Source organism: Enterobacter cloacae (assembly GCF_013375935.1).
Classification (GTDB): domain Bacteria; phylum Pseudomonadota; class Gammaproteobacteria; order Enterobacterales; family Enterobacteriaceae; genus Enterobacter; species Enterobacter pasteurii.
In genome coordinates, this window is record NZ_CP056117.1 from 409,184 (window position 1) to 431,762 (window position 22,579).

The 22,579-nt window shown below is 57.1% G+C and carries 24 protein-coding genes and 1 pseudogene; 9 read left to right on the forward strand and 16 right to left on the reverse strand.

Annotation, left to right across the window (positions count from 1 at the left end; genetic code table 11):
• Positions 1-9 precede the first annotated feature (9 nt).
• The 4 genes and pseudogenes from HWQ14_RS01895 to HWQ14_RS01910 form a co-directional block, all read right to left on the reverse strand.
• A pseudogene (locus HWQ14_RS01895) lies at positions 10-391 on the reverse strand (response regulator transcription factor).
• A gap of 22 nt (positions 392-413) precedes the next feature.
• Positions 414-674 (reverse strand): XapX domain-containing protein, encoded by a 261-nt coding sequence (locus HWQ14_RS01900; protein ID WP_176608805.1) that lies wholly within the window; start codon positions 672-674, stop codon positions 414-416.
• Positions 671-883, reverse strand: a complete 213-nt coding sequence (locus tag HWQ14_RS01905) for a DUF1427 family protein (RefSeq protein ID WP_029882206.1) — start codon at positions 881-883, stop codon at positions 671-673. Before HWQ14_RS01905 ends, HWQ14_RS01900 begins: the two co-directional genes overlap by 4 nt.
• A gap of 60 nt (positions 884-943) precedes the next feature.
• Positions 944-1,630 carry a hydrolase gene (locus tag HWQ14_RS01910; RefSeq protein WP_148422098.1) on the reverse strand — a complete coding sequence of 229 codons (687 nt, stop codon included), beginning with the start codon at positions 1,628-1,630 and terminating at the stop codon, positions 944-946.
• A 217-nt stretch (positions 1,631-1,847) separates the two neighbouring features.
• On the opposite strand from HWQ14_RS01910, the gene HWQ14_RS01915 reads away from it, so the two are divergent.
• The 5 genes from HWQ14_RS01915 to HWQ14_RS23185 all read left to right on the forward strand — a co-directional run bounded on the left by HWQ14_RS01915 (position 1,848) and on the right by HWQ14_RS23185 (position 7,961).
• The gene (locus tag HWQ14_RS01915; RefSeq protein WP_176608806.1) at positions 1,848-3,719 is read left to right on the forward strand and encodes an amidohydrolase; all 1,872 of its coding nucleotides are present in this window, start codon (positions 1,848-1,850) and stop codon (positions 3,717-3,719) included.
• The gene (locus HWQ14_RS01920; RefSeq protein WP_176608807.1) at positions 3,719-4,126 is read left to right on the forward strand and encodes a DoxX family protein; all 408 of its coding nucleotides are present in this window, start codon (positions 3,719-3,721) and stop codon (positions 4,124-4,126) included. Before HWQ14_RS01915 ends, HWQ14_RS01920 begins: the two co-directional genes overlap by 1 nt.
• Positions 4,123-5,742, forward strand: a complete 1,620-nt coding sequence (locus HWQ14_RS01925; RefSeq protein ID WP_176608808.1) for an MFS transporter — start codon at positions 4,123-4,125, stop codon at positions 5,740-5,742. Before HWQ14_RS01920 ends, HWQ14_RS01925 begins: the two co-directional genes overlap by 4 nt.
• A 30-nt stretch (positions 5,743-5,772) precedes the next feature.
• A complete protein-coding gene (locus HWQ14_RS01930; RefSeq protein ID WP_176608809.1) occupies positions 5,773-6,594 on the forward strand; it encodes an alpha/beta fold hydrolase in 822 nt (273 codons plus the stop codon).
• 125 nt (positions 6,595-6,719) lie between these two features.
• On the forward strand, positions 6,720-7,961 hold the full coding sequence (locus HWQ14_RS23185; protein ID WP_245166432.1) for a hypothetical protein: 1,242 nt from the start codon (positions 6,720-6,722) through the stop codon (positions 7,959-7,961).
• A gap of 37 nt (positions 7,962-7,998) precedes the next feature.
• Here HWQ14_RS23185 and HWQ14_RS01940 read toward each other — a convergent pair whose 3' ends face one another.
• A complete protein-coding gene (locus tag HWQ14_RS01940; RefSeq protein ID WP_245166433.1) occupies positions 7,999-9,393 on the reverse strand; it encodes an MFS transporter in 1,395 nt (464 codons plus the stop codon).
• 50 nt (positions 9,394-9,443) lie between these two features.
• Positions 9,444-10,532: a cellulase family glycosylhydrolase gene (locus HWQ14_RS01945; RefSeq protein WP_176608810.1), complete on the reverse strand. Its 1,089-nt coding sequence runs from the start codon at positions 10,530-10,532 to the stop codon at positions 9,444-9,446.
• Between the two features lie 185 nt (positions 10,533-10,717).
• On the opposite strand from HWQ14_RS01945, the gene HWQ14_RS01950 reads away from it, so the two are divergent.
• The gene (locus tag HWQ14_RS01950) at positions 10,718-11,725 is read left to right on the forward strand and encodes a LacI family DNA-binding transcriptional regulator (protein ID WP_176608811.1); all 1,008 of its coding nucleotides are present in this window, start codon (positions 10,718-10,720) and stop codon (positions 11,723-11,725) included.
• On the opposite strand, the gene fosA is transcribed toward HWQ14_RS01950, so the two are convergent.
• Complete coding sequence (gene fosA, locus HWQ14_RS01955; RefSeq protein WP_176608812.1) at positions 11,711-12,136, reverse strand: FosA/FosA2 family fosfomycin resistance glutathione transferase; 426 nt, start codon at positions 12,134-12,136, stop codon at positions 11,711-11,713. The genes HWQ14_RS01950 and fosA overlap by 15 nt on opposite strands.
• A gap of 185 nt (positions 12,137-12,321) precedes the next feature.
• On the opposite strand from fosA, the gene HWQ14_RS01960 reads away from it, so the two are divergent.
• The gene (locus HWQ14_RS01960) at positions 12,322-12,873 is read left to right on the forward strand and encodes a hypothetical protein (RefSeq protein ID WP_176608813.1); all 552 of its coding nucleotides are present in this window, start codon (positions 12,322-12,324) and stop codon (positions 12,871-12,873) included.
• 200 nt (positions 12,874-13,073) lie between these two features.
• Positions 13,074-14,075 (forward strand): tryptophan--tRNA ligase, encoded by a 1,002-nt coding sequence (gene trpS, locus HWQ14_RS01965; protein ID WP_176608814.1) that lies wholly within the window; start codon positions 13,074-13,076, stop codon positions 14,073-14,075.
• A 583-nt stretch (positions 14,076-14,658) separates the two neighbouring features.
• Here the strand turns inward: trpS and HWQ14_RS01970 are convergent.
• Genes HWQ14_RS01970 through HWQ14_RS01980 form a run of 3 tightly spaced genes read right to left on the reverse strand, consistent with a single transcriptional unit; the run spans position 14,659 to position 15,959 of the window.
• Positions 14,659-15,156, reverse strand: a complete 498-nt coding sequence (locus tag HWQ14_RS01970) for an Hcp family type VI secretion system effector (protein WP_023315311.1) — start codon at positions 15,154-15,156, stop codon at positions 14,659-14,661.
• 18 nt (positions 15,157-15,174) lie between these two features.
• Positions 15,175-15,507 (reverse strand): DUF1493 family protein, encoded by a 333-nt coding sequence (locus tag HWQ14_RS01975; RefSeq protein ID WP_032625306.1) that lies wholly within the window; start codon positions 15,505-15,507, stop codon positions 15,175-15,177.
• Positions 15,501-15,959, reverse strand: coding sequence for an STM2901 family protein (locus tag HWQ14_RS01980; RefSeq protein ID WP_176608815.1), 459 nt, complete (start codon positions 15,957-15,959; stop codon positions 15,501-15,503). The genes HWQ14_RS01975 and HWQ14_RS01980 overlap by 7 nt, the downstream gene beginning before the upstream one ends.
• 640 nt (positions 15,960-16,599) lie before the next feature.
• Between HWQ14_RS01980 and HWQ14_RS01985 the strand changes: the two genes are divergently transcribed.
• On the forward strand, positions 16,600-16,848 hold the full coding sequence (locus HWQ14_RS01985) for a hypothetical protein (protein WP_176608816.1): 249 nt from the start codon (positions 16,600-16,602) through the stop codon (positions 16,846-16,848).
• Between the two features lie 23 nt (positions 16,849-16,871).
• Here the strand turns inward: HWQ14_RS01985 and HWQ14_RS01990 are convergent, their stop codons facing one another.
• From HWQ14_RS01990 to tssF, 6 genes are all read right to left on the reverse strand, one after another.
• Complete coding sequence (locus HWQ14_RS01990) at positions 16,872-18,233, reverse strand: VasL domain-containing protein (protein ID WP_176608817.1); 1,362 nt, start codon at positions 18,231-18,233, stop codon at positions 16,872-16,874.
• 63 nt (positions 18,234-18,296) lie between these two features.
• Positions 18,297-18,758 (reverse strand): hypothetical protein, encoded by a 462-nt coding sequence (locus HWQ14_RS01995; RefSeq protein ID WP_176608818.1) that lies wholly within the window; start codon positions 18,756-18,758, stop codon positions 18,297-18,299.
• Positions 18,759-18,781: 23 nt separating this feature from the next.
• Positions 18,782-19,225, reverse strand: a complete 444-nt coding sequence (gene tssE, locus HWQ14_RS02000; protein ID WP_176608819.1) for a type VI secretion system baseplate subunit TssE — start codon at positions 19,223-19,225, stop codon at positions 18,782-18,784.
• Between the two features lies 1 nt (position 19,226).
• Entirely contained in the window at positions 19,227-19,763 is a 537-nt protein-coding gene (gene tssJ, locus HWQ14_RS02005) for a type VI secretion system lipoprotein TssJ (protein ID WP_176608820.1), read from the reverse strand.
• On the reverse strand, positions 19,744-20,844 hold the full coding sequence (tssG, locus tag HWQ14_RS02010; protein ID WP_176608821.1) for a type VI secretion system baseplate subunit TssG: 1,101 nt from the start codon (positions 20,842-20,844) through the stop codon (positions 19,744-19,746). Before tssG ends, tssJ begins: the two co-directional genes overlap by 20 nt.
• Positions 20,799-22,562 carry a type VI secretion system baseplate subunit TssF gene (tssF, locus tag HWQ14_RS02015; protein ID WP_176608822.1) on the reverse strand — a complete coding sequence of 588 codons (1,764 nt, stop codon included), beginning with the start codon at positions 22,560-22,562 and terminating at the stop codon, positions 20,799-20,801. Before tssF ends, tssG begins: the two co-directional genes overlap by 46 nt.
• Between the last annotated feature and the right edge of the window lie 17 nt (positions 22,563-22,579).

Here is a 22,579-nt window from a genome sequence, read left to right on the forward strand (position 1 = left end):
CCGCGATCCTTATTGTCGGCGGGCCAGCTCCCGCTGAATATGATCCAGCAGAATATCGATGTTAATGGGCTTACGCAAAAATGCAGCGGCGCCCATATCAAGAGCGTACCGCTGCATATTTTCATCAGCATGACCGGAGATAAAGAGCACGGGGGGGAGGCGGGGCGGCCAGCAGCCGCAGCTTTTCAAACAGCTCCAGGCCGCTCATGCCCCGCAGCTTGATATCGGCGATCACCAGCGACGCGCCGGACAGGGCGAACGGGTGGCTCAGAAACACCTCTGCCGAATCAAACGTATCGGTCGCATACCCTTCCGACTCCAGGAGGTTACTCAGCCCGCTGCGGACAGAACGTTCGTCATCGATGATGGCAATGCGCCACGGCAGCGTCATGCTGTTATTCCTCAGAAAATCATTAAACGTCGCGGTTTTCCTTCACGGGCGCGGAAGGCGCCGTGCCGCTGATTTTTGGCACACACTCGTGGCGAAACCAGGCGAGGGTCAGCGGTTCGCGACTCAGTACCCGACGCCCTACCGGGATCAGCTGTTCGCCGACCAGCATGCCAAACAGGCCAAGCAGGGCGACAACCGGCGGTGCCGGAGAATGGACGTTGAGCAGAGCGTAAAGTACCCCAGCCATCACGCCGCACACCAGCGAAATTATCCAGGCCTTCATGACGACTCTCCTGCCGGATGGTGAACCACCGCCGGAACGCTCGCCACGCTGTCGCGGGCCAGCAGATGGCGCGTCGCCTGTTCACCCGCCAGCATTCCCAGCAGGCCAATCAGCGCCAGCGCGGGCGGCGCGGGAGAGCGTACCTTCAGCGCGGCATACATCAGGCCGATCAGCACGCCTGCCGCAAGGGATATCAACCCTGTACTCATAGTGAACTCCAGAAAGCAGTCAGTGGCAGGCCGGATGAGGGACCAGCCTGCCGCCGGGGCTTAGCGGGCCGGGACCGGCGCTAAGGTACGGTGCTCGCTCTTCTGGCGAGACGGGGATTTGTGCACCATGGTGTAAGCGTAATCAACGCCCATACCGTACGCGCCGGAGTGCTCGCGAACGATATCCATCACCGCGGTGTAGGTCTCTTTACGCGCCCAGTCGCGCTGCCACTCCAGCATCACCTGCTGCCAGGTCACCGGGATCACGCCCGCCTGGATCATGCGCTGCATCGCAAAGTCGTGAGCTTCTTTGGAGGTGCCGCCGGACGCGTCCGCCACCATATAAATTTCGTAGTCGCCTTCCAGCATCGCGCACAGGGCGAAGCTGTTGTTGCACACTTCGGTCCACAGGCCGGCAACCACCACCTTCTTCTTGCCGCTGGCCTTCAGCGCGTCGCGCACCTTCTGGTCGTCCCAGGAGTTCATGGAGGTACGCTCCAGGATGTCCTGGCCCGGGAACACGTCCAGCAGCTCCGGGTAGGTGTTACCGGAGAAGCTTTCGGTCTCAACGGTGGTGATGATGGTCGGGATGTTGAACACTTTTGCCGCTTTCGCCAGCGCCACGGTATTGTTTTTCAGCACCTGGCGGTCAATAGACTGCACGCCAAACGCCATCTGCGGCTGGTGGTCGATGAAAATAATCTGACAGTTCGCAGGGGTTAAAACTTCGAGCTTTGAAGTGGTCATAGCATTTTCCAGTGGTTAAGGGTGAAATCGCCGCGAGTGCCGCGCCGATAAAATCACCCCCATCCTGCGGTTTTCCGCCTCCGGGCGTAATTATCTCTTCGTATAGTTAACCTTAGGTATAGTTATACTTTGGTATACCTATCCTATTGTATAACTGGATCTTTGCCGAAACCGGTTCCCATAATCCTGACCATTCCCCTCTCAGTCAGGAGCAGTTATGGTTACCCTCGGTAAAGCCGATCTCATTCTGGTTAACGGCCAGTTTCACACCGTCGATCGCGAGAACCCTCTCGCCGAAGCCGTTGCCGTGCGCGACGGGAAATTTCTGGAAGTGGGTACCGTCGCCGAGGTGATGCAACACCACTGCGACGGCACTAAGGTGGTTGACCTGAAGGGCCACGCCGCCATCCCCGGCCTGAACGACTCGCACCTGCACCTGATCCGCGGCGGGCTGAACTACAACCTCGAGCTGCGCTGGGAAGGCGTGCCGTCGCTGGCCGATGCCCTGCGGATGCTCAAGGAGCAGGCCCTGCGCACGCCGTCGCCCCAGTGGGTGCGCGTGGTGGGCGGCTGGAACGAGTTCCAGTTTGCCGAGCGCCGCATGCCGACCCTGGACGAAATTAACGACGCCGCGCCGGATACCCCGGTCTTTATCCTGCACCTGTACGACCGCGCCCTGCTCAACCGCGCCGCGCTGAAGGTGGCCGGCTACACCAGGGACACGCCAAACCCGCCGGGCGGTGAGATCCAGCGCGACGCCAACGGCAACCCGACCGGGATGCTGATTGCCCGTCCGAACGCCATGATCCTCTACGCCACGCTGGCGAAAGGGCCAAAGCTGCCGCTGGAGCAGCAGGTTAACTCCACCCGCCAGTTCATGCGCGAGCTGAACCGACTGGGGCTGACCAGCGCCATCGACGCGGGCGGCGGCTTCCAGAACTACCCGGAAGATTACGAGGTGATTGCCGAGCTGCACGAGAAGAAGCGGATGACCATCCGCATCGCCTACAACCTGTTTACCCAGCGTCCGGGCCACGAGCTGGAAGACTTTGAAAAATGGACCGACATGCTCACGCCGGGCCAGGGCAGCGACTTCTTCCGCCACAACGGCGCGGGCGAGATGCTGGTCTTCTCCGCCGCCGATTTTGAAGACTTCCTCGAGCCGCGCCCGGACCTCGCGCCGGGCATGGAGGACGAGCTGGAGCGCGTGGTGCGCCATCTGGTGGAGCACCGCTGGCCGTTCCGCCTGCACGCCACCTACAACGAATCCATCAGCCGCATGCTGGACGTCTTCGAGAAGGTGAACCGCGACATTCCGTTCAACGGCCTGCACTGGTTCTTCGACCATGCGGAGACCGTCACCCAGGCCAACATCGACCGCATCAAAGCGCTCGGCGGCGGCATTGCCGTGCAGCACCGCATGGCCTTCCAGGGCGAATACTTCGCCGAGCGTTACGGCATCGAAGCCACCCGCCATACGCCGCCGGTGGCGAAAATGCTCGAGACCGGCGTGCCGGTGGGCTTAGGCACCGATGCCACCCGCGTGGCGAGCTACAACCCGTGGACCGCGCTCTACTGGCTGGTCTCCGGCCGCACCGTCGGCGGAATGCAGATGTACGATCACAGCGCCCGTCTGGACCGCGATACCGCCCTGATGCTCTGGACCCAGGGCAGCGCGTGGTTCTCCAGCGAACAAAACCAGAAGGGGCAGATCAAGGTCGGCCAGCTCGCCGACCTGGCGGTGCTGAGCAAAGACTACTTCCGCGTGCCGGAAGAGGAGATCAAGGGCATCGAGTCCGTCCTTACCGTGGTCAACGGCGATATCGTTTACGCCGCTGGCAGCTTTGGCCCGCTTTCCCCGCCAGCTATTCCGGTCCTGCCCGAGTGGTCCCCGGTGGTGAAGGTGCCGGGCCACTACCGCAGCGCGCCGCCGCAGGCCGCACGCGTCGGCTTGAATGTGGTTCACCACTGCAGCGGCCCGTGCGGCGTGCACAGCCACCAGCACGATTTTGCCCGCACGTCAGCAATGCCGGTGTCCGACGATAACGCTTTCTGGGGGGCGCTGGGCTGCAGCTGCTTTGCATTCTGATGAAAAACACCTTTGCTCCGCCCCGGGTCGACCTGGGGCTGTTCTTCCTGCGCCTGACCGGCAGCCTGCTGCTGCTGTACGTGCACGGCCTGCCGAAGGTGCTGCACTTCAGCGAAGAGCTGACGCGCATTGAGGATCCGTTCGGCTTCGGGCCGTATGCGAGCCTGATCCCGGCGATTGTCGCTGAGGTGATTTGCCCGCTGTTTATCATTGCGGGCGTCTACACCCGCCTGGCGTGCCTGCCGATTATCGCCGTGCTGCTGGTGGCGATGCTGGTGGTACACCCGAACTGGTCGATTGCCGAAGGGCAATTTGGCTGGCTGCTGCTGATTATTTTCACCACCCTTGCCCTCACCGGGCCGGGCCAGTGGCGCGTGCAGCGTAAGGCTGCGGAGAGGTTCGCATGACCCAGGTTAACGACGTTCGCGACGCCCACGTTGAGCCAGCGCCCGCACCGACGGTTTCCCCCTGGCAGCCGCTGAGCCAGCCGGTGTTCCGCATGCTGTGGATCGCCACGGTGGTCTCTAACGTCGGCTCATGGATGAGCGACGTCGGCGTCAACTGGAGCATGCTGACCCTGAGCGCCGATCCGCTGAATATCGCGCTGGTGCAGGCGGCCAGCAGCCTGCCGATGTTCCTCTTCGCCCTGCCCTCCGGGGTGATGGCGGACATCGTCGACCGGCGAAAATACCTGCTCTTCTCCCAGCTGTGGGTGTTTATTGCTGCCGCCGGGCTGACGGTGCTCTCCTTCACCGGACACGTTACCCCCGCGGTTCTGCTGGTGGCGACGTTCCTGCTGAGCGTGGGGGCAGCGATGAGCTCGCCGCCGTTTCAGGCGGTGGTGCCCGACCTGGTGAGCAAGCCGGAGCTGGGTGCCGCCGTGGCGCTCAACTCCCTTGGGGTGAACATCAGCCGGGCGATTGGCCCGGCGCTGGGCGGCTTCCTGCTGTCGCTCGCCGGGCCGTGGATGGTGTTTGCCCTGAACGCGCTCTCCGTGGTCGGCGTGGCGTGGGTGCTGTGGCGCTGGCGTCCGGCGCCGTCCGTGCAGCGCCTGCCGCCGGAGCACTTCTTCTCGGCGGTGCGCTCCGGGATTCGCTACGTGCACGCCGCGCCGGTGCTGCGCAACGTGCTGGTGCGCACGGTGGCTTTCTTCGTTTTCGGCAGCGCGGGCTGGGCACTGCTGCCGCTGGTGGCGCGCCGCGAGCTGGGCTTAGGCCCGGCGGGCTACGGCGTGATGCTGGCGTGTATTGGCCTGGGGGCGATTGCCGGGGCGATCCTGCTGCCGCGCCTGCGCCAGCGGCTGAACGCCGACCGCCTGATGGTGGCCGCCAGCCTGACGTTTGCCCTCACCATGCTGGCGCTGGCGTTCGTGCGCCACTTCTGGCTGCTCAACCTGTTTGAGTTTTTCACCGGCTTCGCGTGGATTGCGGTGCTCTCCACCCTCAACCTCGGCGCGCAGCGCAGCGCCGCCCGCTGGGTGAAGGCCCGCGCGCTGGCGGTGTACCTGACGGTGTTTTTCGGCTCGATGACCGCAGGCAGCGCCATCTGGGGACAGATCGCGTCGCAGTTCGGCACCCCGACCTCGCTGGTGGTCGCCACGCTGGGGATGGCGCTGGCAAGCGCGACGGCGTTCCGCTGGAAGCTGGAGAAAGATCCTGATTTAAATCTCGACCTCAGCGGCCAGCCCCTGGACGGCGTGGAGATCGACCTGCCGAACGAGCGCGGCCCGGTGCTGGTGTCGCACGAGTACATCATCGACCCGCACAACGCGAAAGCGTTTTTGCAGGCGGTGCACGAGCTGCGCCGGGTGCGCCGCCGCGCCGGGGCGATGAGCTGGGCGGTGTACGAGGATATTGAGCGCCCCGGACTGTTTATCGAGACCTTCCTGATGGGCTCGTGGATTGAGCATCTGCGCCAGCAGGAACGCCACACCATGAATGACCTCCTGCTGCAGAGCCGCGTTCTGGCTTTTCATCAGGGCACAACATCACCGGCTATTCGCTACCTGGTCGCGCCGGTATAACCATAACCATCACCTGTACAGGAACACACTATGGCAACGTTTAAGGCAAAAGACGGCACGCAGATTTACTACAAAGATTGCGGCGCGGGCAAACCGGTTCTCTTCAGCCACGGCTGGCCGCTGGACGGCGACATGTGGGACAGCCAGCTGAACTACCTGGCCGAGCGCGGCTTCCGCGCCATCGCCTTTGACCGTCGCGGCTTTGGCCGCTCGGATCAGCCGTGGAACGGCTACGACTACGACACCTTTGCGTCCGACATTAACGACCTGATTACTACCCTGGACCTGCAGGAGGTGACGCTGGTGGGCTTCTCCATGGGCGGCGGCGACGTGACCCGCTACATCAACAACTACGGCAGCGCGCGCGTGGCCGGTCTGGCGCTGCTGGGCGCGGTGACGCCGATCTTCGGTAAATCCGACTCCTTCCCGCAGGGTGTGGATCAGAGCGTGTTCGACGGCATTCGCGACGGCCTGCGTAAAGATCGCGCCCAGTTCATCAGCGACTTCGCCACGCCGTTCTACGGCACCAACGCCGGGCAGACCGTCTCTGCCGGTGCGCTGACCCAGACGCTGAACATCGCCCTGCTGGCGTCGCTGAAGGGCACCATCGACTGCGTGACCGCCTTCGCCGAAACCGACTTCCGCCCGGATATGGCGAAAATCGACGTGCCGACGCTGGTCATTCACGGCAGCAACGACCAGATCGTGCCGTTTGAAAGCACCGGCAAGCTGGCGGCGGAGATGATCAAAAACGCCACGCTGAAGGTGTACGACAACGCGCCGCACGGCTTCGCGCTGACCCACCAGGATCAGCTCAACGAAGATCTGCTGGCGTTTGTGAAGTCGCTGTAATGTCCCGGGGCTGACGCCAGCAGGCGTCAGCCTGAATATGCGCTTCCCGGCATACTAAATTTGAGCGTAGAACTCCCTCTCCCTTGTGACTAGTATTCCTTCATTTCAAAGGGAGACTACATAAGATGAATATCCAGTTTCATAAGCGGCTAACCCGAAAGTTTATCTTCGCTATTTTAACATCCTCTTCATTTGTCACAGCCTGTACATTTAGCGTTATATGGTTCTATCTTGCGAATATTGACCGGCTTGATATTTTATACGATGCGTTGAGCGTGAGTAGCGCAGTAGGAATCATATTTGGATTTACCCTTGTATCACTAATTGGCTTCAGCCTTGTCATTTTTATCTCATCATTCCTTGCTTACTTAATTTACACCGCACATGAGAAAGAGTTTGTTAAATACGAAGGTTTGACACATAGTTTTACCTCAGTCTGTTTTGGTAATAGCTTTGTGATGTGCGTTGTGCTTATCGGAGCGTTTTGCTTACAATTTTTTCTGGATATAAATGGTTTTATCGTTCTTGCCTTAGCGGTAGCCATAATACTGGCCGCATCGTATGGCTTATGCTACAAGCTTATGTTCAACGTGCAGTCATATAAGGATGTTGATAATACGCGTGATGTAAAATATTTGCAGAAAAACGCCGTCAGGAACTGGCTGCCTCTGTTATTGATTGCCCCTGCTTTTACACAAATCTTCCCACTCATTTTTATCGCGGGCCAGCTAGATTTTAACGAAGAAAGTAATACATTATTACAGGTTATCATTTTTCTTGCGCTCTCGGTCGCGATGATTATTGTGGGCATTTTTCCCGGAATGATCCTGATAAACGAGAAGAAAAACAAAAGTATATTGCAAATAATCATTTATACACTAATCATTATTCCTGTCAGCATGCTTGTCCTGACAATGATTTTCCGCCCCACCCCCAATATGATCATTAACATGACCATGAACCTTTCCGGCATAAGCGACTGGCGCACGCATCAATATTACATAGATACTCATACTCACCCGCCAGCGATGTTTGATGGTTTAACATGGAACACACGTTACTATAAAGATATCCCTTCGAGATTCTTTATCACCGGCGTAAACATTTTCTCGCTTGGAAATATTCAGCTTATTTGCCCTACACAAATCAATCATGCCAGATCGCTGAGCCTGAAAACTACGCCAGAGAAATTTGACGAATATGACCTTCGCATAAAACGATTAAAAAACACCGCTATGAAATGTATCCCGTTTAAGAAGGATGAGATACACCAATGGGATTCGCCTATAGCTGAGCCTGTTTATTTTCAGAAAATAAAATCTACCGATGACAGCCTTTTATTAAATTTGCTTCATGATATCAAGTAGCTTGTTAAGAAACGCCCGCAGCGCGGGCGCTACTTAATCAATTCACCGTAAGCGTAGGCTCATGCTTCTGCCCAGGCTGACCGCGTTGCACAACGCCGTGCTCGCGCTCCGCCAGCAGCCGACAAATCTCCGCATGCCTCTCCTCGGTAAAGGTGAAGCGCGACATAAACCCCATGCGGATCAGCGACCCAATCGCCGGCAGCAGGCAGATCCCGAAGAACAGCCCCGACAGCACGCCTTCGCTCTGGATCTGCGCCTGCGGCACGTAGCCAATCATCGTCAGAAACACGCCGATGAGCCCACCGCCTACCGCCACCGACATCTTGCCGGTAAAGGTCTGCCCGGAGAAGGTGATCGCCGCGCAGCGCTTGTGGGTGTGGTACTCCGCGTACTCAATGGTGTCGGCAATCATCGACGAGGTAAGGATGTTGGTCATCATCACGAACAGCGTGCTCAGGCCGAGCAGAATAAACAGCATCGTCACCTGCTGATAGCCGATGATCCACATCACCACGCGCACCGCCACGTCCAGCCCGCAGAGGATCATAAACAGCTTCCGCTTCTGCATCCGGCGCGTCAGCATCGGGGCCACCAGACACAGCACCGCCGCCACAATCCCCATCACGCCAATCGCCATCTGCAGGCTGCCGTCGCCCAGGTTGTTGATAAAGAAGTAGATATAGAGACCACCCGCCACGTTGTGGAACACGCAGAAAAAGAACGACAGCAGCACAATAAACAGCGGCTTGTTCTGGCGCAGGTTGTGGAAGGTGTCGCGGATGGTTACCTTTTCCGGGCTCGGCGGCACGCGCTCTTTGATCTGCATAAAGCCGTTGAGCATCAGCGGCAGGCCCACCAGCATCATCACCAGCGCCGCCATAAAGTAGCCTTTATCGTTGCTGTACTGGGCGAAGAACGCCGCCAGCTTCGGGAAGAAGATGTTGGCGCAGGCAATCCCCGCGTTCACCCCGAGCATCGCCGCCGTTACCGCGCGGGTGCGCTGCCCGGAGTCGTTGGTCATCACCGACGACATCGACCAGAACGGGATATCGGAGATGGCGTACAGCGCCCCCCACAGGATGTAGGTCACCCCGGCGTAGAGGATTTTGGTGGTCATGTCCGCTTCGATTTTATAGAACGACAGCAGCGTGACGCCGGTGATCAGCAGCGGGGCGATCAGCAAAAAGTGGCGAAACTTGCCGAACCGGCTGTTAATGGTGTCCATAATGCTGGCAAACAGTGGATCGTGAACCGCGTCCCACGCGCGGGCAATCAGGAAGATGGTGCTCGCCGCCAGCGCCGAGATCCCCAGCACGTCGGTGTAAAAATAGTTAATAAACGAACCCACTAAACCAAAGCTAAAACACTGGCCTAATCCATAGCCGAAATAAGACCACAGCTCGCGAGACGGTATTTTCATTGTCGTTGCCATTGATATATGCCTGCCTGGTTGCCCGGCGGTGGACCGCCGGGTCGATATTATTAGCCTTGTGCCTGCGGGGCGATCTTGCGCAGCTGCTGCATCAGAGCGATTTCACGGCGCGAGAACGGAATGCCGTTCTCCTCGAACACGTCGTGGAACCAGAGGCGGCAGTAGTCTGTGGACTCCTTCATCACCACCGGCCACGGCAGCCACGTCTGGGTTTTGCCGCGCACCAGCCCCCACTGGTACGGCGCGACCTTCGCCGCGTACATCAGCGGAAGCTGCTCCTCGATAGTGCTGCCCACGTGGCGCGCCAGCCATTCGGTGCAGAACAGCGGTCGACCGAGCTGTTGCAGCTGCTGGATAATCGCCGTCATGCGGCCGGTGTGGGTGTAGGCGTGGAAGCTCACCACGTCCGAGAGCGCCAGTGCGGTCTGGTCCAGCGGATGCTGGAAGAACGTCTCACCCTCCTCCTCCGGCGGCAGGCGCCACGCGCAGACGGTGAGCGGCTGGGTCTGGTCTTCTTCACGCACCCACTGGAACGCCAGCTTCATCAGTTCGTGCGCGCAGGTCTCCAGCTTCGCGTCGTACTGCACCTCCTGCGTGCCGGTCGCGAAAATGCCGCGGTTGCCCGGCTCGTTATAGAGATCCCACAGCAGCACGCGCTTATCGTCGCGGAACTGGCGAACAACGTCGCGGATATAACGCTCAATCTGGGGCCAGCAGTCCGGATCGCACACCTTATCGCGCCCCGGGCTCGCCGCCGCCTGGCTGTTGTGCTTGCCCGGCACGGGCGGCTTTTGCGGGCCGAGGTAGGGCTCGTCGCCGGAGAAGCCGCAGTCGTCCATCAGGGTCAGCATGGTGCTGAAGCCGCGACCATCGGCAATCGTCAAAAAGCGGTCGATGCGCGCCTTCAGCCCGTCGCGGTCGTGCTCCCAGACGATAAACGGCAGGTTGATGCGCAGGGTGTTGTAGCCCGCCTCCGCCGCCCAGCCCAGCTCGCGCTCGATGGTTGCGGCATCGAAGGTCTCTGCCTGCCAGATATCGGTCCAGTTCACCGCCGTCGACGGCAGATAGTTAAACCCGCACAGCCAGCCTTTTTGCTCATACCACGCCTGTGCCTGCTCCCTGCTCCACTGCTCTTTCATTACGCGTCCTCTCACTGATAAAGTTTAGCTAATAAATATTAGTTGCAGGATAAATGCGCAAATCACGGCGTTGAGAAAAGCGACGGCACTCACAAAGTTCACGCTTCGATGAATGAGAAACGTGATCGACGGCGCTAAAGCGTGCGGTTAGGGTATGATGCGAAGTCGCGAAAGGGAGAGGACGGATGAAGCGAAAAACGAAGGTAACGATGAACGATATTGCGCGGGCGGCAGGGGTATCGCAGGCGACGGTATCGCTGGTGCTTAACCAGTCCCGCAACATCAAGCTCAGCGACGACACCCGCCAGCGGGTGATTGGCGTCGCCACCGAGCTCGGCTACGACCGCCTCCCCGCCGTTCACGCCCCGCGCAACCAGGAAGAGATCGCCCTGCTGGTGAGCTCCATGCAGAGCTTCGACCCGTTTATCGACGCCATCAGCCAGGCGCGGGAAGCCGCGTGGCGCAACGAGACGTTGCTCACCGTCTACGACTACGGCGACGACATCGAGCTGGCGCTGAACATCATCCGCCAGCTGGAGAAGCGCAACTGCATCGGGATTATTCTCGCCTCTCCGGTCACCACGCTGGTCGACATGACGGCATTCCAGAACTGCACCCGCATCCCGCTGGTGCTGCTCAACCAGCGTGACCCCGGCTCGCCGCTGCTGCCGTCGTTTATCCCGGACGACTACGCCAACGCCTTCCAGGTGACTAAACACCTTCTCGCCTGCGGGGCCACGCGCATCGCCCACATCACTGGCGAAAGCTGGATGGAGGCCTCGCGCCAGCGTCTGGCAGGCTACCAGGCGGCATTACAGCAAGCCGGACTCGCGTGCGACGATAGACTGGTGCGCCAGACCAACTGGCAGTTCAGCGAGTCCTTTACCGCCACCACCTCCCTGCTGGAACTGGCCGAGCGCCCGGACGCCATCTTCTGCGCCAGCGACTGGCTGGCGATTGGCTGCTATCAGGCGCTGGCGGTGAACGGCGTGCGCATCCCGCAGGACATGCTGCTGGCGGGCTACGACGACCAGAAGATTTCCGAGCAGCTCACCCCGCCGCTAACCAGTATCCAGCTGCCCTACAGCGAGCTGGGACGGCTGGCGGTGGAGTACCTGTGCAATCAGGAAGATGCCGCCACGCACGTGACGCTGGCGGGCAGGCTGAAGGTACGCGCCTCAAGCCTCGTCTGAGGTAAACACCATGCCCGCGTAGGGCTTCTCGCGACACGCCGCCAGCCGCGCGGCGAGGCTGCCCACGTGCAGCTCCAGCTTGTGCCCGTCCGGGTCGAGAAAGTAGAACGACGCCCCCTCGCTTTTGTTCTGCTTCCAGACGGTGACGCCCGCCTGCTCGAGCCTTTGCGAGTACGGTTCGAAATCCTCTTCCGCCACGGTAAACGCGTAGTGGGTGTAGTCGCTCTCCTGCGGCGGCACGTACTGGCGCGCCTCGTCGTACGACAGGCAGACCCACAGATCGCCGCAGGTGAGATAGGCCCCGGTATTCCAGCGGGCGTGCAGCGCAAGCCCCAGCAGCTCGTGCCAGAAGGTGACGCTTTTTTGCAGGTCGCTGACCGCGAGGGTCAGGTGGTTGAGAGATTGCAGCATGACGTGCCCCGCATGACTGAAATTTAGTTAATTGATCTTACCTCTACAGAGCCTTTTCAAAACCATTTCGGAGTAATTTGCATTAAGTAAACTCCATATTTAGCCCCCCCTATAATTGACAGCAGTAGATGCAGAGGATCTTGTTATATGATACTCGCTATCATACACCTCGGACATATAACCAAATGAAAAAAATCATAAAATACCGTTTGAGTAATCTTCAGACATTCATAATTTCTTTTTTCTTAATAATTATCGGTTGTAGTATAACGCGGTATACCAGCCTTGAAACCGCATGGCTTTTTTTGTTGGGTGGGCTTTTTTTAGCATTTATATCACTTCTGGAAAGCAAGCGTCTTTCGCGCGTTGAAAAAGGGGTTTCGCTCATTTTCTTTGGGATTTTCATGGGATTAGGAATCCCCGAACTGTTCCAAAAAAACTATAAAGACTTAATGACCCCTGATTTCGACGAGAACCTTGCTATATTTACTCAAATGGCTTTTTTTGTTTGTGCCGGAGCCGGAGGAGGTGTACTCGCCAACCATGCTGAGAATATTAAGACGGTCGACGTCACACCAAATACGCAAAATGGAAATGTTGATACAGCATTAAACTGTATAAAAACATTGCAAGTAGAAGCCATATCACAGCGTAAAAAGATAGAGCAGTTAAGGTTAGTTATAATCGTAGCTGTAGGCTTGGGTTTGGCAAACCTTATCGTAACCATTTTAAAGTAGAGAAGGATGCAATTGAATTGTTCAATAATTATGATACTGTAGTTCTATGAACATAAACCACGCCGTGCTCACCGTAAACCGCTGGTGGCTGCCTTCTTAAAGGCGGCACGGAGTAGTTTTTTCCATTTTCAGATAGCCGCCGAAAGGCGGCTTTCTCACATCTAAGACCCCTTTCGGCATTACAACGTTAAGGAGTCTTTATGAACCCGCAAACCATCCTCACCGGCGACCGCCCAACCGGCCCGCTGCACCTCGGCCACTTTGTCGGATCGCTGCGCCAGCGCGTGGCGTTGCAGCAGACGCACAACCAGTTTGTGCTGATTGCCGACCTGCAGGGGCTGACCGACAACGGCAGCAACCCGCAGAAGATCCGCGACAACATCCCCGAAGTGCTGGCCGACTACCTCGCTGCGGGCATCGACCCGAACCTGACTACCATCTGCCTGCAGTCCGCCCTGCCCGCCCTCGCCGAGCTGACGATGCTGTACATGAACATCGTCACCGTCGCCCGCGTGGAGCGTAACCCGACGGTGAAAAACGAGATTGTGCAGAAGGGCTTCGCCCGCTCGCTGCCGGTAGGGTTTATGGCCTACCCCATCAGCCAGGCGGCGGACATCACCGCGTTCAAGGCCGAGTGCGTGCCCGTCGGCGACGACCAGCTGCCGATGATTGAGCAGACCAACGAGATTGTGCACAAGATGAACAGCCTGCTGCCCGCCCCGGTGCTGCGCCACTGTAAGGCGATGCTGAGCGACACCAGCCGCCTGCCCGGCATCGACGGCAGCGCCAAGATGTCGAAATCGCTGGGCAACACGCTGCACCTTTCTGCCAGCGAAGAGACCATTCACCGTGCGGTCAGCGCCATGTACACCGACCCGAACCACCTGAAGGTGAGCGACCCGGGGCAGATTGAGGGGAACGTGGTGTTTACGTACCTCGACGCGTTTCATCCGGACAAGGGCAAGGTGGCGGCGATGAAGGCGCACTATCTGGCGGGCGGGCTGGGTGACCGGGCGTGCAAGAACGAGCTGGAGGGATGTTTGCAGGAACTGATTGCGCCGATGCGGGAGCGGAGGACGATGTATATGCAGGACAAGGGGGAGCTGATGGCGATGCTTAAGCGCGGCACGGAACGGGCGCAGGGGGTGACGCAGGAGACGCTGAGGGAGGTGAAGGTTGGGCTGGGGGTGCCGGTGTTTTGAGAGTGTGAGTTAAGAGAGTTGGCGGTGGAGTGTATGGTACCGGCATGAAGCCGCTAACTCTTTTATTACGGAAATCAGCGAGGCGCAATAAATTCTGAAATGCATTATTAGCCAATGTCGTTTGCCACTCTGTTGAGAGACCTATATTCATAGACTCTTTATATATTAACCGACTCGGCAAATGCTATGAGCACGTTTATTACTTATGTGCTGAATATATTTTTTTGTGGCTATGTACTGACTATACTTCTCATTTCTTTGATTAGTTTTGATAACTGGGAGGACCGCACAATCGCAATAATGATCATATGAAGTAGCGCACAGCTTATCGCAACATTACTGAATCGAGTACTTCCTCATAAGATACATATTTTAGGAAGGAAACTTGAACTGGCAGAAGGGCCGCTATTAGTTATTGGAGCTATTGTGTGTCTGGATGTGTTAGAACCTGGCCGATGAAGATTATTGGAATGTTTGCATGGGTTATTTTTATGATGTTTAGGCCATCATTTACGAAAAGAGATTAGTAATGATAATTCCTGCCCACGCATACGAAACACTGGCGGGCAAGTTCAATATAACGTTATGCAGCAGAGCCTGAGGTTGGACGTTCATTCCACGCATCGTGCGCTAACAAGTTACCGTCCTTGTACAAATGGGTAATCTTCTCATAATTAAATGCCACCTCCTCCATATGCCCCGTCCCCGGACAGCCTCGGGTGTCATACATTACTGGACTCACAGAAATGACCTTAACATTCTCGAGCGTGATTCGGTAATATTCCTCCTCTTGCCCGGAGTAGTTAATATGGTAAAACCTGAATTCTGCCGTTTTAAGGGTCTGACCCGTCGCTGCCGCTTTGAACAGATAGGGCGAAGAGCTGTCCAGTTCCTTGGTAAACTGAAACGGCGAATGTTGGCGAGTGCCGGTGACCTTGCCCGTTGCCGAGTCTGTTGGCAGGCTGAGGTTATGTTGTAATCCTCTTAGCTCAATACTTCCTTCCCTTTGTGCAACGTCACAAGAACCACAAATCATTGTGCCGCCGTCATTGGTTAAAAAGAGATGTACAGGTACGGCCATTCTATTGCTCCTTGTGTTTTAGTCGTATAACCATTTGCCCGCTTTTGCGGATTCGATAAGCATTCCGATAGTGAAATCTGGAACCATCACCACCGGGAATTTTTTGAATGGATTCCATGAAAAAGGCTCATCAGGATAGTAGGTGTTTATGTTAAAATTCCCTCTATCAACATCAAATTCTTTAAAAAACTCTTCCATTAAATCTTCTGCTTCAGTGACATCAAGCTGCATGTCAGTATCCAAATCCGTTTTTGCATTCAGTAATTTTTGCTTCGCTTCGTTATTCATCAGATAAACGCCATTATAGCGTCTGGCTAAGGCGTAGATGCGCTGCTCAATATCCTCTACCATAGCTTGTCGTAGCCCCGTGCGATTCGATTATAATCACGTATTGCAGCATAGGTGATTAGTGATACATCAGCGACTAATATCACCATACCAACTAATGGAATCGTTCTTCCGATAAACGTGCTGATTTGTGAAACCATCCTACAGCGTACAGTCCATGGCGTGTAGCCGCCAATCCACGTCGGGAGCCTAATGCCATACGGGAACTTAGCTTGTTTAAAATAACGCCGCATGGCTTTCGAGGCTCGGGACGTTCCTTCCATCGCTCCCGCGGGTTTCTTTCTGGTCTTCTGATTATTAGCACCGCTGTATAGCGCAGCAATTCCAGCGACGTCGTCAATACCAAAATGATCGGCAATTGACTCACAGTAAATCATAAAGAAAAGGCCGCCAGCTGTAAGGTTTGTTCTCCCGGCATAAAAATACGTTCCATTTAGTTCTTCGGTTGTGTCCATTATTCCTCCGAGGATTGTTCCAGGAAGAGATAATAAAAGCTAATAAAAATTTATTTTGAGAGGCACAGCTTATTTCTTTAAATAAAAACAAACATTCATCTGAACACAACTATTCGTAGTTATTATTCACACTCACTATATGAAATACTGCAAAAAAAGAACGGTGGTGCCGGGTGCCTCCCGGTGAGCAAAGCCCGCATAATGACGTTACCCATAAATGATGCCCCGCCGCACAGGGGAATTCGCCACAAAAAAGTATATAAAAAGTGAATGATAAAAAGAGGTTCAAAGAGTTAATAACACGTCGGTTATTTAGGCACCATCCCAAATAAGCTCCAGCAACTCCCGTTTATAACTACAGCCTATCTTTATTACCCTCGCAAATACTAAAATAAGTTCCACTTTATTGCCCATCAATGAGATGATGTATTTTGGTTTTATGTCATCCTTTTTGAGCTAATAATAATGCCTTACTTTGGCAGCAGGTCGTCAGGGCTCAGGGCTACACGGCGTAATCAAAAGACCATGTGACCCACTTTACCGACACGCTGTTCTGTATCGACGGCAATGGCACCATTGTCGATATTAACTGCCCTCTGTCCAACTTCTATTTTGCGAATGCGGTCTTCCCCTGCGCGCCATGCTGGAACGCGGGCTTAACGTTGGCTTAGGCACCGATATTGCGGGCGGCCATAGCCCTTCGGTATTTGATGCCTGCCGCCATGCCATAACCCCCGGCAAAGCCCTGAATGATGGTGTCGATGCCCGTATCGCCGCTGAACAACGCGGCAGACCCGACTCGGCAATCAGCTTCCGGGAAGCGTTCTGGCTGGTAACCGGCGGCGCGGGAGAGGTGCTTGACCTGCGCGTGGGCAAGCTGGCGGAATGATTACCCGCTTAAAAGCGGGCCATTTATCTACCCGATGCTTTCTGCTTAATCTCAGAATAACGGGCGGTTAATTGTTTCAGGTGCATTTCTGCCTGCGAGCTTGCCGCAGAAGGTAACGGCTGGCCTTCGGCCGTTTTGGCCAGGATCCTCAGCTGTTCTTCTACAGGTATCGCCTGGTTAAAGGATTGCATCGTGGAAAACACAGCGGATTTCAGCTCGCTGACGGTCATGTATTTGCCCTTCTGCTCATCCAGCCCGTTCAGACGATCGCTCAGCTGCTTCAGCTTTGTCATCCCCTGATGCCAGCCTTCCAGATTTTCTGTCGGCAAAGCGCTGGCGTTAAGCTGTTGCTGCCACCGTAGCGCCATGGACTCAGCCTGCTTCGGCCACAAAGCCTGCGCCTGCTCCACAAGCTGCCTGCTGTAGGCAATATTCCAGTCCGGGGGAAGCGCATCCAGCCGGATTAGCTGCTGCAGCGTTGCTTTAATAAAGGACTCTGGTGACGTCAGGCGCTGCCGTGCCGCTTCCCGCTGTACAGGCGTGAGCATCGCAGGTAATGGCGCAAGGGTTGCTGCAAGCTGCTGCTCCTGCGGGTCTGGCCGGTTGAAGTGCTGCCACCCCCACACCGCGGCCGCGCCTGCCACCAGCATCGTGCACATCCCCGCCGCAAAAGATCCCCAGGGTTTTACCGGTTCCGGTCTCGCCACAACGTCGATATTTGGCTGAGACTCCGGCTGCGCCACATATACCCACCTCACCGGGTCGTTTTTTGCCGCCACGGGACTACCCAATGCAGCATTGTTAGATATTCCGGCAGCAGCTGTATGATGCTGAATGACAACGCCCGGTTCTGACGCACCATGGCTGTTTTCGAGCCTTACGGCACCGTTATGCATCAGGGTACGCAGGGTATCGAGCTGGCTCAGATGTTTAAGCTCAAGGCGCTGTAACGCCTCCCCGAGAGCCGTAAGCTGTTGCTCCGCTTGATAAAGCTGGCTGAGGTCACTGTAGTTAAGGGAAAGGGTTCGCATCAGCTGCTGCAAACGCTGGCTGAGCCCGCTGAGGATTTCCATGCGGGCATGCACAGGCTGCGGCCAGAGCGTTCCCCACTGGTGGCTTATGAGGGCCTTCAGTATTGCTAACCCTTCATTCAGGCCGGGTAAACCGGCAAGCTGCGTACGGGCAAGCGTATACCAGGATGCGGTCTGAAGCTCGACACCATTTTGCTCAAACAGAGAGAGACAGAGTTTTTCCACATATTGCCAGTTCACATCCGGGCGCGCCGGATGAGTCAGCTTGCTCAGCTCATCGCGCAGGGCTGCATAATCCGGTAGCGTGCGCGGATCGCTGCCGGTTTTAATCTGACGGGAGGGGGTGCCATTCATGACCAGTTGTCCATTTAATGTCGGAGGGGGATTGTTTATGCAGCTTCGCAGCTATCTGCCTTTCTATGGCAAAAGCCCCGCAATAACCTCGAAAAAAACCTCTTCATCAAACGTGCGGGCAGGCCCATTTTGCTGAGTAAAAGTCCAGTGCTTAACGTGACCTGCGCGCATAAATAAACGCCCCAGCGCGGTAACGCGTCCCTGGGCATGAAGAGAAACTTCCACTCCGCCCGTCACGCCCTGAGCGTACAAAAACAGCGGGGTAAGTTTTATCATCCTGTTTTCATAACATAGCGAAATACCCGACACCTTAAAAACCCGGCCTTCCACCAGCAGGTCGGAGAGCAATGCGTCGGATAATTCAGGTGTGACGCCGGTACCCGCTAGCCAGCTGGAGAGCTGTTCCTGAAGCTGCTCCATCCGGAGACGGAACTCCGCAATGTCCGCCTGGTTTCTGTTTTTACTGCCGCGTAGGGGTTCCTTCCGGGCCTGTAGTTTTGTGAGAAACTGCATTTTTGCTGACATGGTTAACCGTTCTTCCCTGTAACTCAGATCCTGGCCCTGCTGTCCAGGTACTGTTGTTGTTTAAGGTGCCGTAACAGCACCCTTCCTTCCGGCATAAACTCGGTGCCATAGCGCACCAGCCCGATGCCCTTCAGTTCAGCATCAATGGCGTAGCGCAGCTCGCCCGGCTGCGTCTGCTCAAGCAGGGTGACATTCAGGCTTTTCAGGCGTGGCTCATATTTCAGTAACACCCCTGACAGGGTGGCTATCAGTTGATGGGCGGTACCGGGCATTCCCTGGAGGATTTTCGTCATGTCCGGCAGGCCGTAGTCAGGCAGATGCGCCAGCGTGCCCGCCCGGCAGTTGAGAATGCGCTGCATGTTGTCCAGCACCGACAGGATGAGCTGGTTTTCTTCGCTGACGTGGTTCAGCTCCAGCCCGCCGGCCACGTTGCCGTACAGCATGTCATACAGGGAAGGACGCGGCATATCAGTTGTCCTCCATAGGTTTCAGCACCAGCCGGTTGTCACCCGCATCAATGATACGGGGTTTGTCGGGGTCAAGGTCATCCCGGGTGAGCACTACCCGCCAGGTATCATTCGCCTGGTCAGGCGCCAGGAACATGGCCGCTACCGCCACGTACCGTGCCGCGTCATCCATCGGCATATCCACCAGTACAGCCCCACCGGGCAACAGCCGGATGTCTTTCTGCGCGACGATATCGGCTTTCAGTGCCTGGCTGTCGCGGGCAAACAGTGACGGATAGTCCGTGCTGTCAAAGGCCTGACGTTCCTTCAGCTGATAAATGCGCACCACGGTGGACAGCGGTATGCCTCCGGCATTGCTGTTAACCGCCTCGCGCGCGCGGATGTCCAGATGCAGCGTTTTCACCTGCCTGTAGAAAATGGATTTCGTCACGGCCACCGTGCCATCCGTCACCTTTTGTGTCAGGCCACAGCCTGACAGTGACAGGGAAAGCACTACAGCAGCCAGACAGGAACCGGTATTACCAGCGGTAATCGCCATCCTCATGAGTCTCCTTACGTTGATGATTTTCCTGAACCCGCTGATATCGGCCCAGACTGATAATGATCGGACGGGGGGTCCGTGACGCCCCCGCAGCCAGCGGTTTCATGATGGCTGTTCGCCCCAGCTGAGGGCTGTCCGGTGCCGTGCGGCAACAGATTTGTGCATCAGGTAGCAGCGCGCGATCCACGCGGAGCTGCATGCGAACGTCCAGGCGGCTTCCGAGATAAACATGCAGCAGCGCCAGAAGGTCAGCGTGCAGTCGCCCTCCGGGTAACCAGCCTTGCGCTTCACGGGCATCTCCGGTTGTGAGCTGCAACAGCACCTGGCCGTTCACATCCGTGGCATGGTCTCCCATTACCGGACGTCCTTTCAGGCTGACCGGCTGGCGCACGCTCATGGTCACCGGGGCGTTCAGCGGTATGCGGCGCCGGTCATGATGCCAGACTCGACCCTGTGTTCCGGGTGCCAGCAGGCTGACCAGCGATACCAGCCCTTCCGCCGTGCGTCCGGGCAGCAGCATCACCGGCAATAACGCCAGGAAGCGTGAAACCGGTGTGGCAATGTTCTGCCCACATCCGGGAATGCCGAGCCCGGCAAGCCCAAGCAGATACTGTGACGTTCTGTCCTGCCCGCCGGCCTCAAAAGTGGCCGGGTACGAATATTTACGCCAGATACGGTAATACTGGGCGATAAGGCGATGGTTGAAGATATCGAGAAAATCCGCCGTCGCTTCATACCCCTCCCGCTGCTGCGCAATATCGTCAATATAGTGAGACGGCAGCGGCGATTCGACGCCGTAAAGCCCCATAAAGTTGATGCGTACGGTGGGCGGCAGATGCGGATGCTCAGGCGCTTCCGCCCCTCTGATTTCACCAGCAGGGAAGCCCATCCCGGGATGAGGACGGAAGCGCACCGGCTCCTGACGGACCTGCCAGCTGCTGCCGGTAACGGGCGCATCCGGCAGGCTCTGTTCAAGCAACTGGCCGAAACGGTAAAAACTGGTATACGGGAGGAACTCCCGGTACTGCGCAATCAGCCGGGCAGGCGCGGGCTGTGGTTCTCTTTCCACCGGATGCATTTTCCTTCAGGCTGAACGATAAGGGTAAGCTGGTTAAACTGGTTCATGTCGGCATAGAGCGCCAGGAAGCGGTTGAGCATCTCGCCGAAAAGGTGGACATCACCCTCTCCTGTGAAACCGTTACCGTCAACCGTCACCTCCACATCCAGCCCCCTGAGCAGATACCCCTCCTCAAAGCGCTGGATGCGGTGGTGCGCCACCGCAAGAATGGCATCAAGACGACGGTTATTCAGCTCATCCTCCTGCCAGTTGTAGAGGGCAAGCGTGCCGCGCAGCACGTCAGCGCTGCTCATCATGTTGAGAAATCCGGTCCCCAGGTGGCTCATCACCCGCCAGTGAAAGCGATCCTCTGCCGGGGGATAGACCGGCAGGGTGGGCTTGCAGAGGTTGCGAACGCTCACCCGGGTCTGTAACGTCTGCTCGCAGCGGTCAAGCAGCGTGCTCTGAAGCGCTCTTCTGGGAAGCTGGCCGTTGGTGCCGGTGATGCGCAGGGATAACGTCTCCCGCTCTGCCATACTGGCAGCCTCCTGTTGCTGTCCCCCGAGGATCAGCCAGGTATCGTGCATGCCGGTGACGCCCCGCTTCACGCGGGTGTGGTAATAACGCTCTGGCGCCTCCAGGCGCAGCATGCCGCCCCGGTGGCGAAAACTGGTAAAGGGGACGTATTCCGCGCTGCCGGAACGCCCGGAGCCGGTCACCGAATCCACGGAATATATCTCCGTATGTCCATCCTGCACGCGTTTCGGGCGCAGCAGATATTCACTCTCCAGGCCGCTGACGGTCAGCGGGTCGGCCTCAAGCGTGAAAAGGTTAATCACCGGCACACAGTGCAGGCGCAGGGCATCATCCGTCACCGGCAGGTCAGACGGCCACTGCTGATTCAGCACCACCTCAATATCAAAACCCGATATACCTGCCGGCAGGGTGATGTTTTCCAGCCCGTTCAGGTGAACGAACATAAACTTTTCCCGGAAGGTAAAATATTCCAGCAGCAGCTGGTAGCCGCTGAAGGCGCTGTCGCCTTTGGGCCACAGGCGGTCCTCCTCTGCAAAGCCGCCAGGGGAAAACCAGGCGTCGAGGCGTATTCTGTCGGTCTGCCCCGGCAGGCGCAGATACAGGGCCGCCTGACGTTTCGTCAACATCAGGTGTAGCGCGCTGCTGACCGGAGCTTCCGCCGCCAGGTACAGGCACAGGCGCTTCAGGTCAGTCTGCGACCAGTCCGCCTGTGTGCTGCAGGCAAAACGTATTCTCAGGAGCGAACGACCGTCCGGCTCCGTGGCCATGGTGACCTGTTCCACCGCCATGGGGTTGAGCGGCATATCGCGGGTGGTACGGTAACGGCAGACGGTATTTTTCGGACCCACGGGCCGGGAGCTGATTTCCAGCCCGGCGGGTACGATTTCGGCCATTTTCATTGCCGACAGCTGGGGCGTCAGGGCCACCACCGACAGGGAGGGAATGGTGCGCAGGTAATGCGGCCAGAGCATGCTGACCAGGCTTTCGGTGAGTTCCGGCAGGTCATCATCAATTTTCTGACGCAGCCGCCCCATGGAAAAGGCAAAACCTTCAAACAGGCGCTCCACGTAGGGATCGGGTGTCCCGGCCTTATCGAGATCCAGCATCGCCGCCCGGTCAGGATGGGTTTGTGCGAACTCCTTTCCGGCTTCGCGCAGGTAGCGCATTTCGGCGTCAAAATAACGCAGGGTTAAATCGTCCATTTCGTTCCGGTTTCTCT

Coding starts and splice junctions, on each gene's coding strand:
- fosA (WP_176608812.1), bottom strand. CDS start 12,136: ATGCTGCAATCTCTCAACCACCTGACCCTCGCGGTCAGCGACCTGCAA.
- HWQ14_RS01995 (WP_176608818.1), bottom strand. CDS start 18,758: ATGTCAGCAAAAATGCAGTTTCTCACAAAACTACAGGCCCGGAAGGAA.
- HWQ14_RS01975 (WP_032625306.1), bottom strand. CDS start 15,507: ATGGTAGAGGATATTGAGCAGCGCATCTACGCCTTAGCCAGACGCTAT.
- HWQ14_RS01905 (WP_029882206.1), bottom strand. CDS start 883: ATGAGTACAGGGTTGATATCCCTTGCGGCAGGCGTGCTGATCGGCCTG.
- tssE (WP_176608819.1), bottom strand. CDS start 19,225: ATGCCGCGTCCTTCCCTGTATGACATGCTGTACGGCAACGTGGCCGGC.
- HWQ14_RS01950 (WP_176608811.1), top strand. CDS start 10,718: ATGAAGCGAAAAACGAAGGTAACGATGAACGATATTGCGCGGGCGGCA.
- tssJ (WP_176608820.1), bottom strand. CDS start 19,763: ATGGCGATTACCGCTGGTAATACCGGTTCCTGTCTGGCTGCTGTAGTG.
- HWQ14_RS23185 (WP_245166432.1), top strand. CDS start 6,720: ATGAATATCCAGTTTCATAAGCGGCTAACCCGAAAGTTTATCTTCGCT.
- trpS (WP_176608814.1), top strand. CDS start 13,074: ATGAACCCGCAAACCATCCTCACCGGCGACCGCCCAACCGGCCCGCTG.
- HWQ14_RS01980 (WP_176608815.1), bottom strand. CDS start 15,959: ATGGACACAACCGAAGAACTAAATGGAACGTATTTTTATGCCGGGAGA.
- HWQ14_RS01990 (WP_176608817.1), bottom strand. CDS start 18,233: ATGAATGGCACCCCCTCCCGTCAGATTAAAACCGGCAGCGATCCGCGC.
- HWQ14_RS01930 (WP_176608809.1), top strand. CDS start 5,773: ATGGCAACGTTTAAGGCAAAAGACGGCACGCAGATTTACTACAAAGAT.
- HWQ14_RS01970 (WP_023315311.1), bottom strand. CDS start 15,156: ATGGCCGTACCTGTACATCTCTTTTTAACCAATGACGGCGGCACAATG.
- HWQ14_RS01915 (WP_176608806.1), top strand. CDS start 1,848: ATGGTTACCCTCGGTAAAGCCGATCTCATTCTGGTTAACGGCCAGTTT.
- HWQ14_RS01900 (WP_176608805.1), bottom strand. CDS start 674: ATGAAGGCCTGGATAATTTCGCTGGTGTGCGGCGTGATGGCTGGGGTA.
- HWQ14_RS01945 (WP_176608810.1), bottom strand. CDS start 10,532: ATGAAAGAGCAGTGGAGCAGGGAGCAGGCACAGGCGTGGTATGAGCAA.
- HWQ14_RS01925 (WP_176608808.1), top strand. CDS start 4,123: ATGACCCAGGTTAACGACGTTCGCGACGCCCACGTTGAGCCAGCGCCC.
- HWQ14_RS01910 (WP_148422098.1), bottom strand. CDS start 1,630: ATGACCACTTCAAAGCTCGAAGTTTTAACCCCTGCGAACTGTCAGATT.
- HWQ14_RS01940 (WP_245166433.1), bottom strand. CDS start 9,393: ATGGCAACGACAATGAAAATACCGTCTCGCGAGCTGTGGTCTTATTTC.
- HWQ14_RS01920 (WP_176608807.1), top strand. CDS start 3,719: ATGAAAAACACCTTTGCTCCGCCCCGGGTCGACCTGGGGCTGTTCTTC.
- tssG (WP_176608821.1), bottom strand. CDS start 20,844: ATGCATCCGGTGGAAAGAGAACCACAGCCCGCGCCTGCCCGGCTGATT.
- HWQ14_RS01985 (WP_176608816.1), top strand. CDS start 16,600: ATGCTGGAACGCGGGCTTAACGTTGGCTTAGGCACCGATATTGCGGGC.
- tssF (WP_176608822.1), bottom strand. CDS start 22,562: ATGGACGATTTAACCCTGCGTTATTTTGACGCCGAAATGCGCTACCTG.
- HWQ14_RS01960 (WP_176608813.1), top strand. CDS start 12,322: ATGAAAAAAATCATAAAATACCGTTTGAGTAATCTTCAGACATTCATA.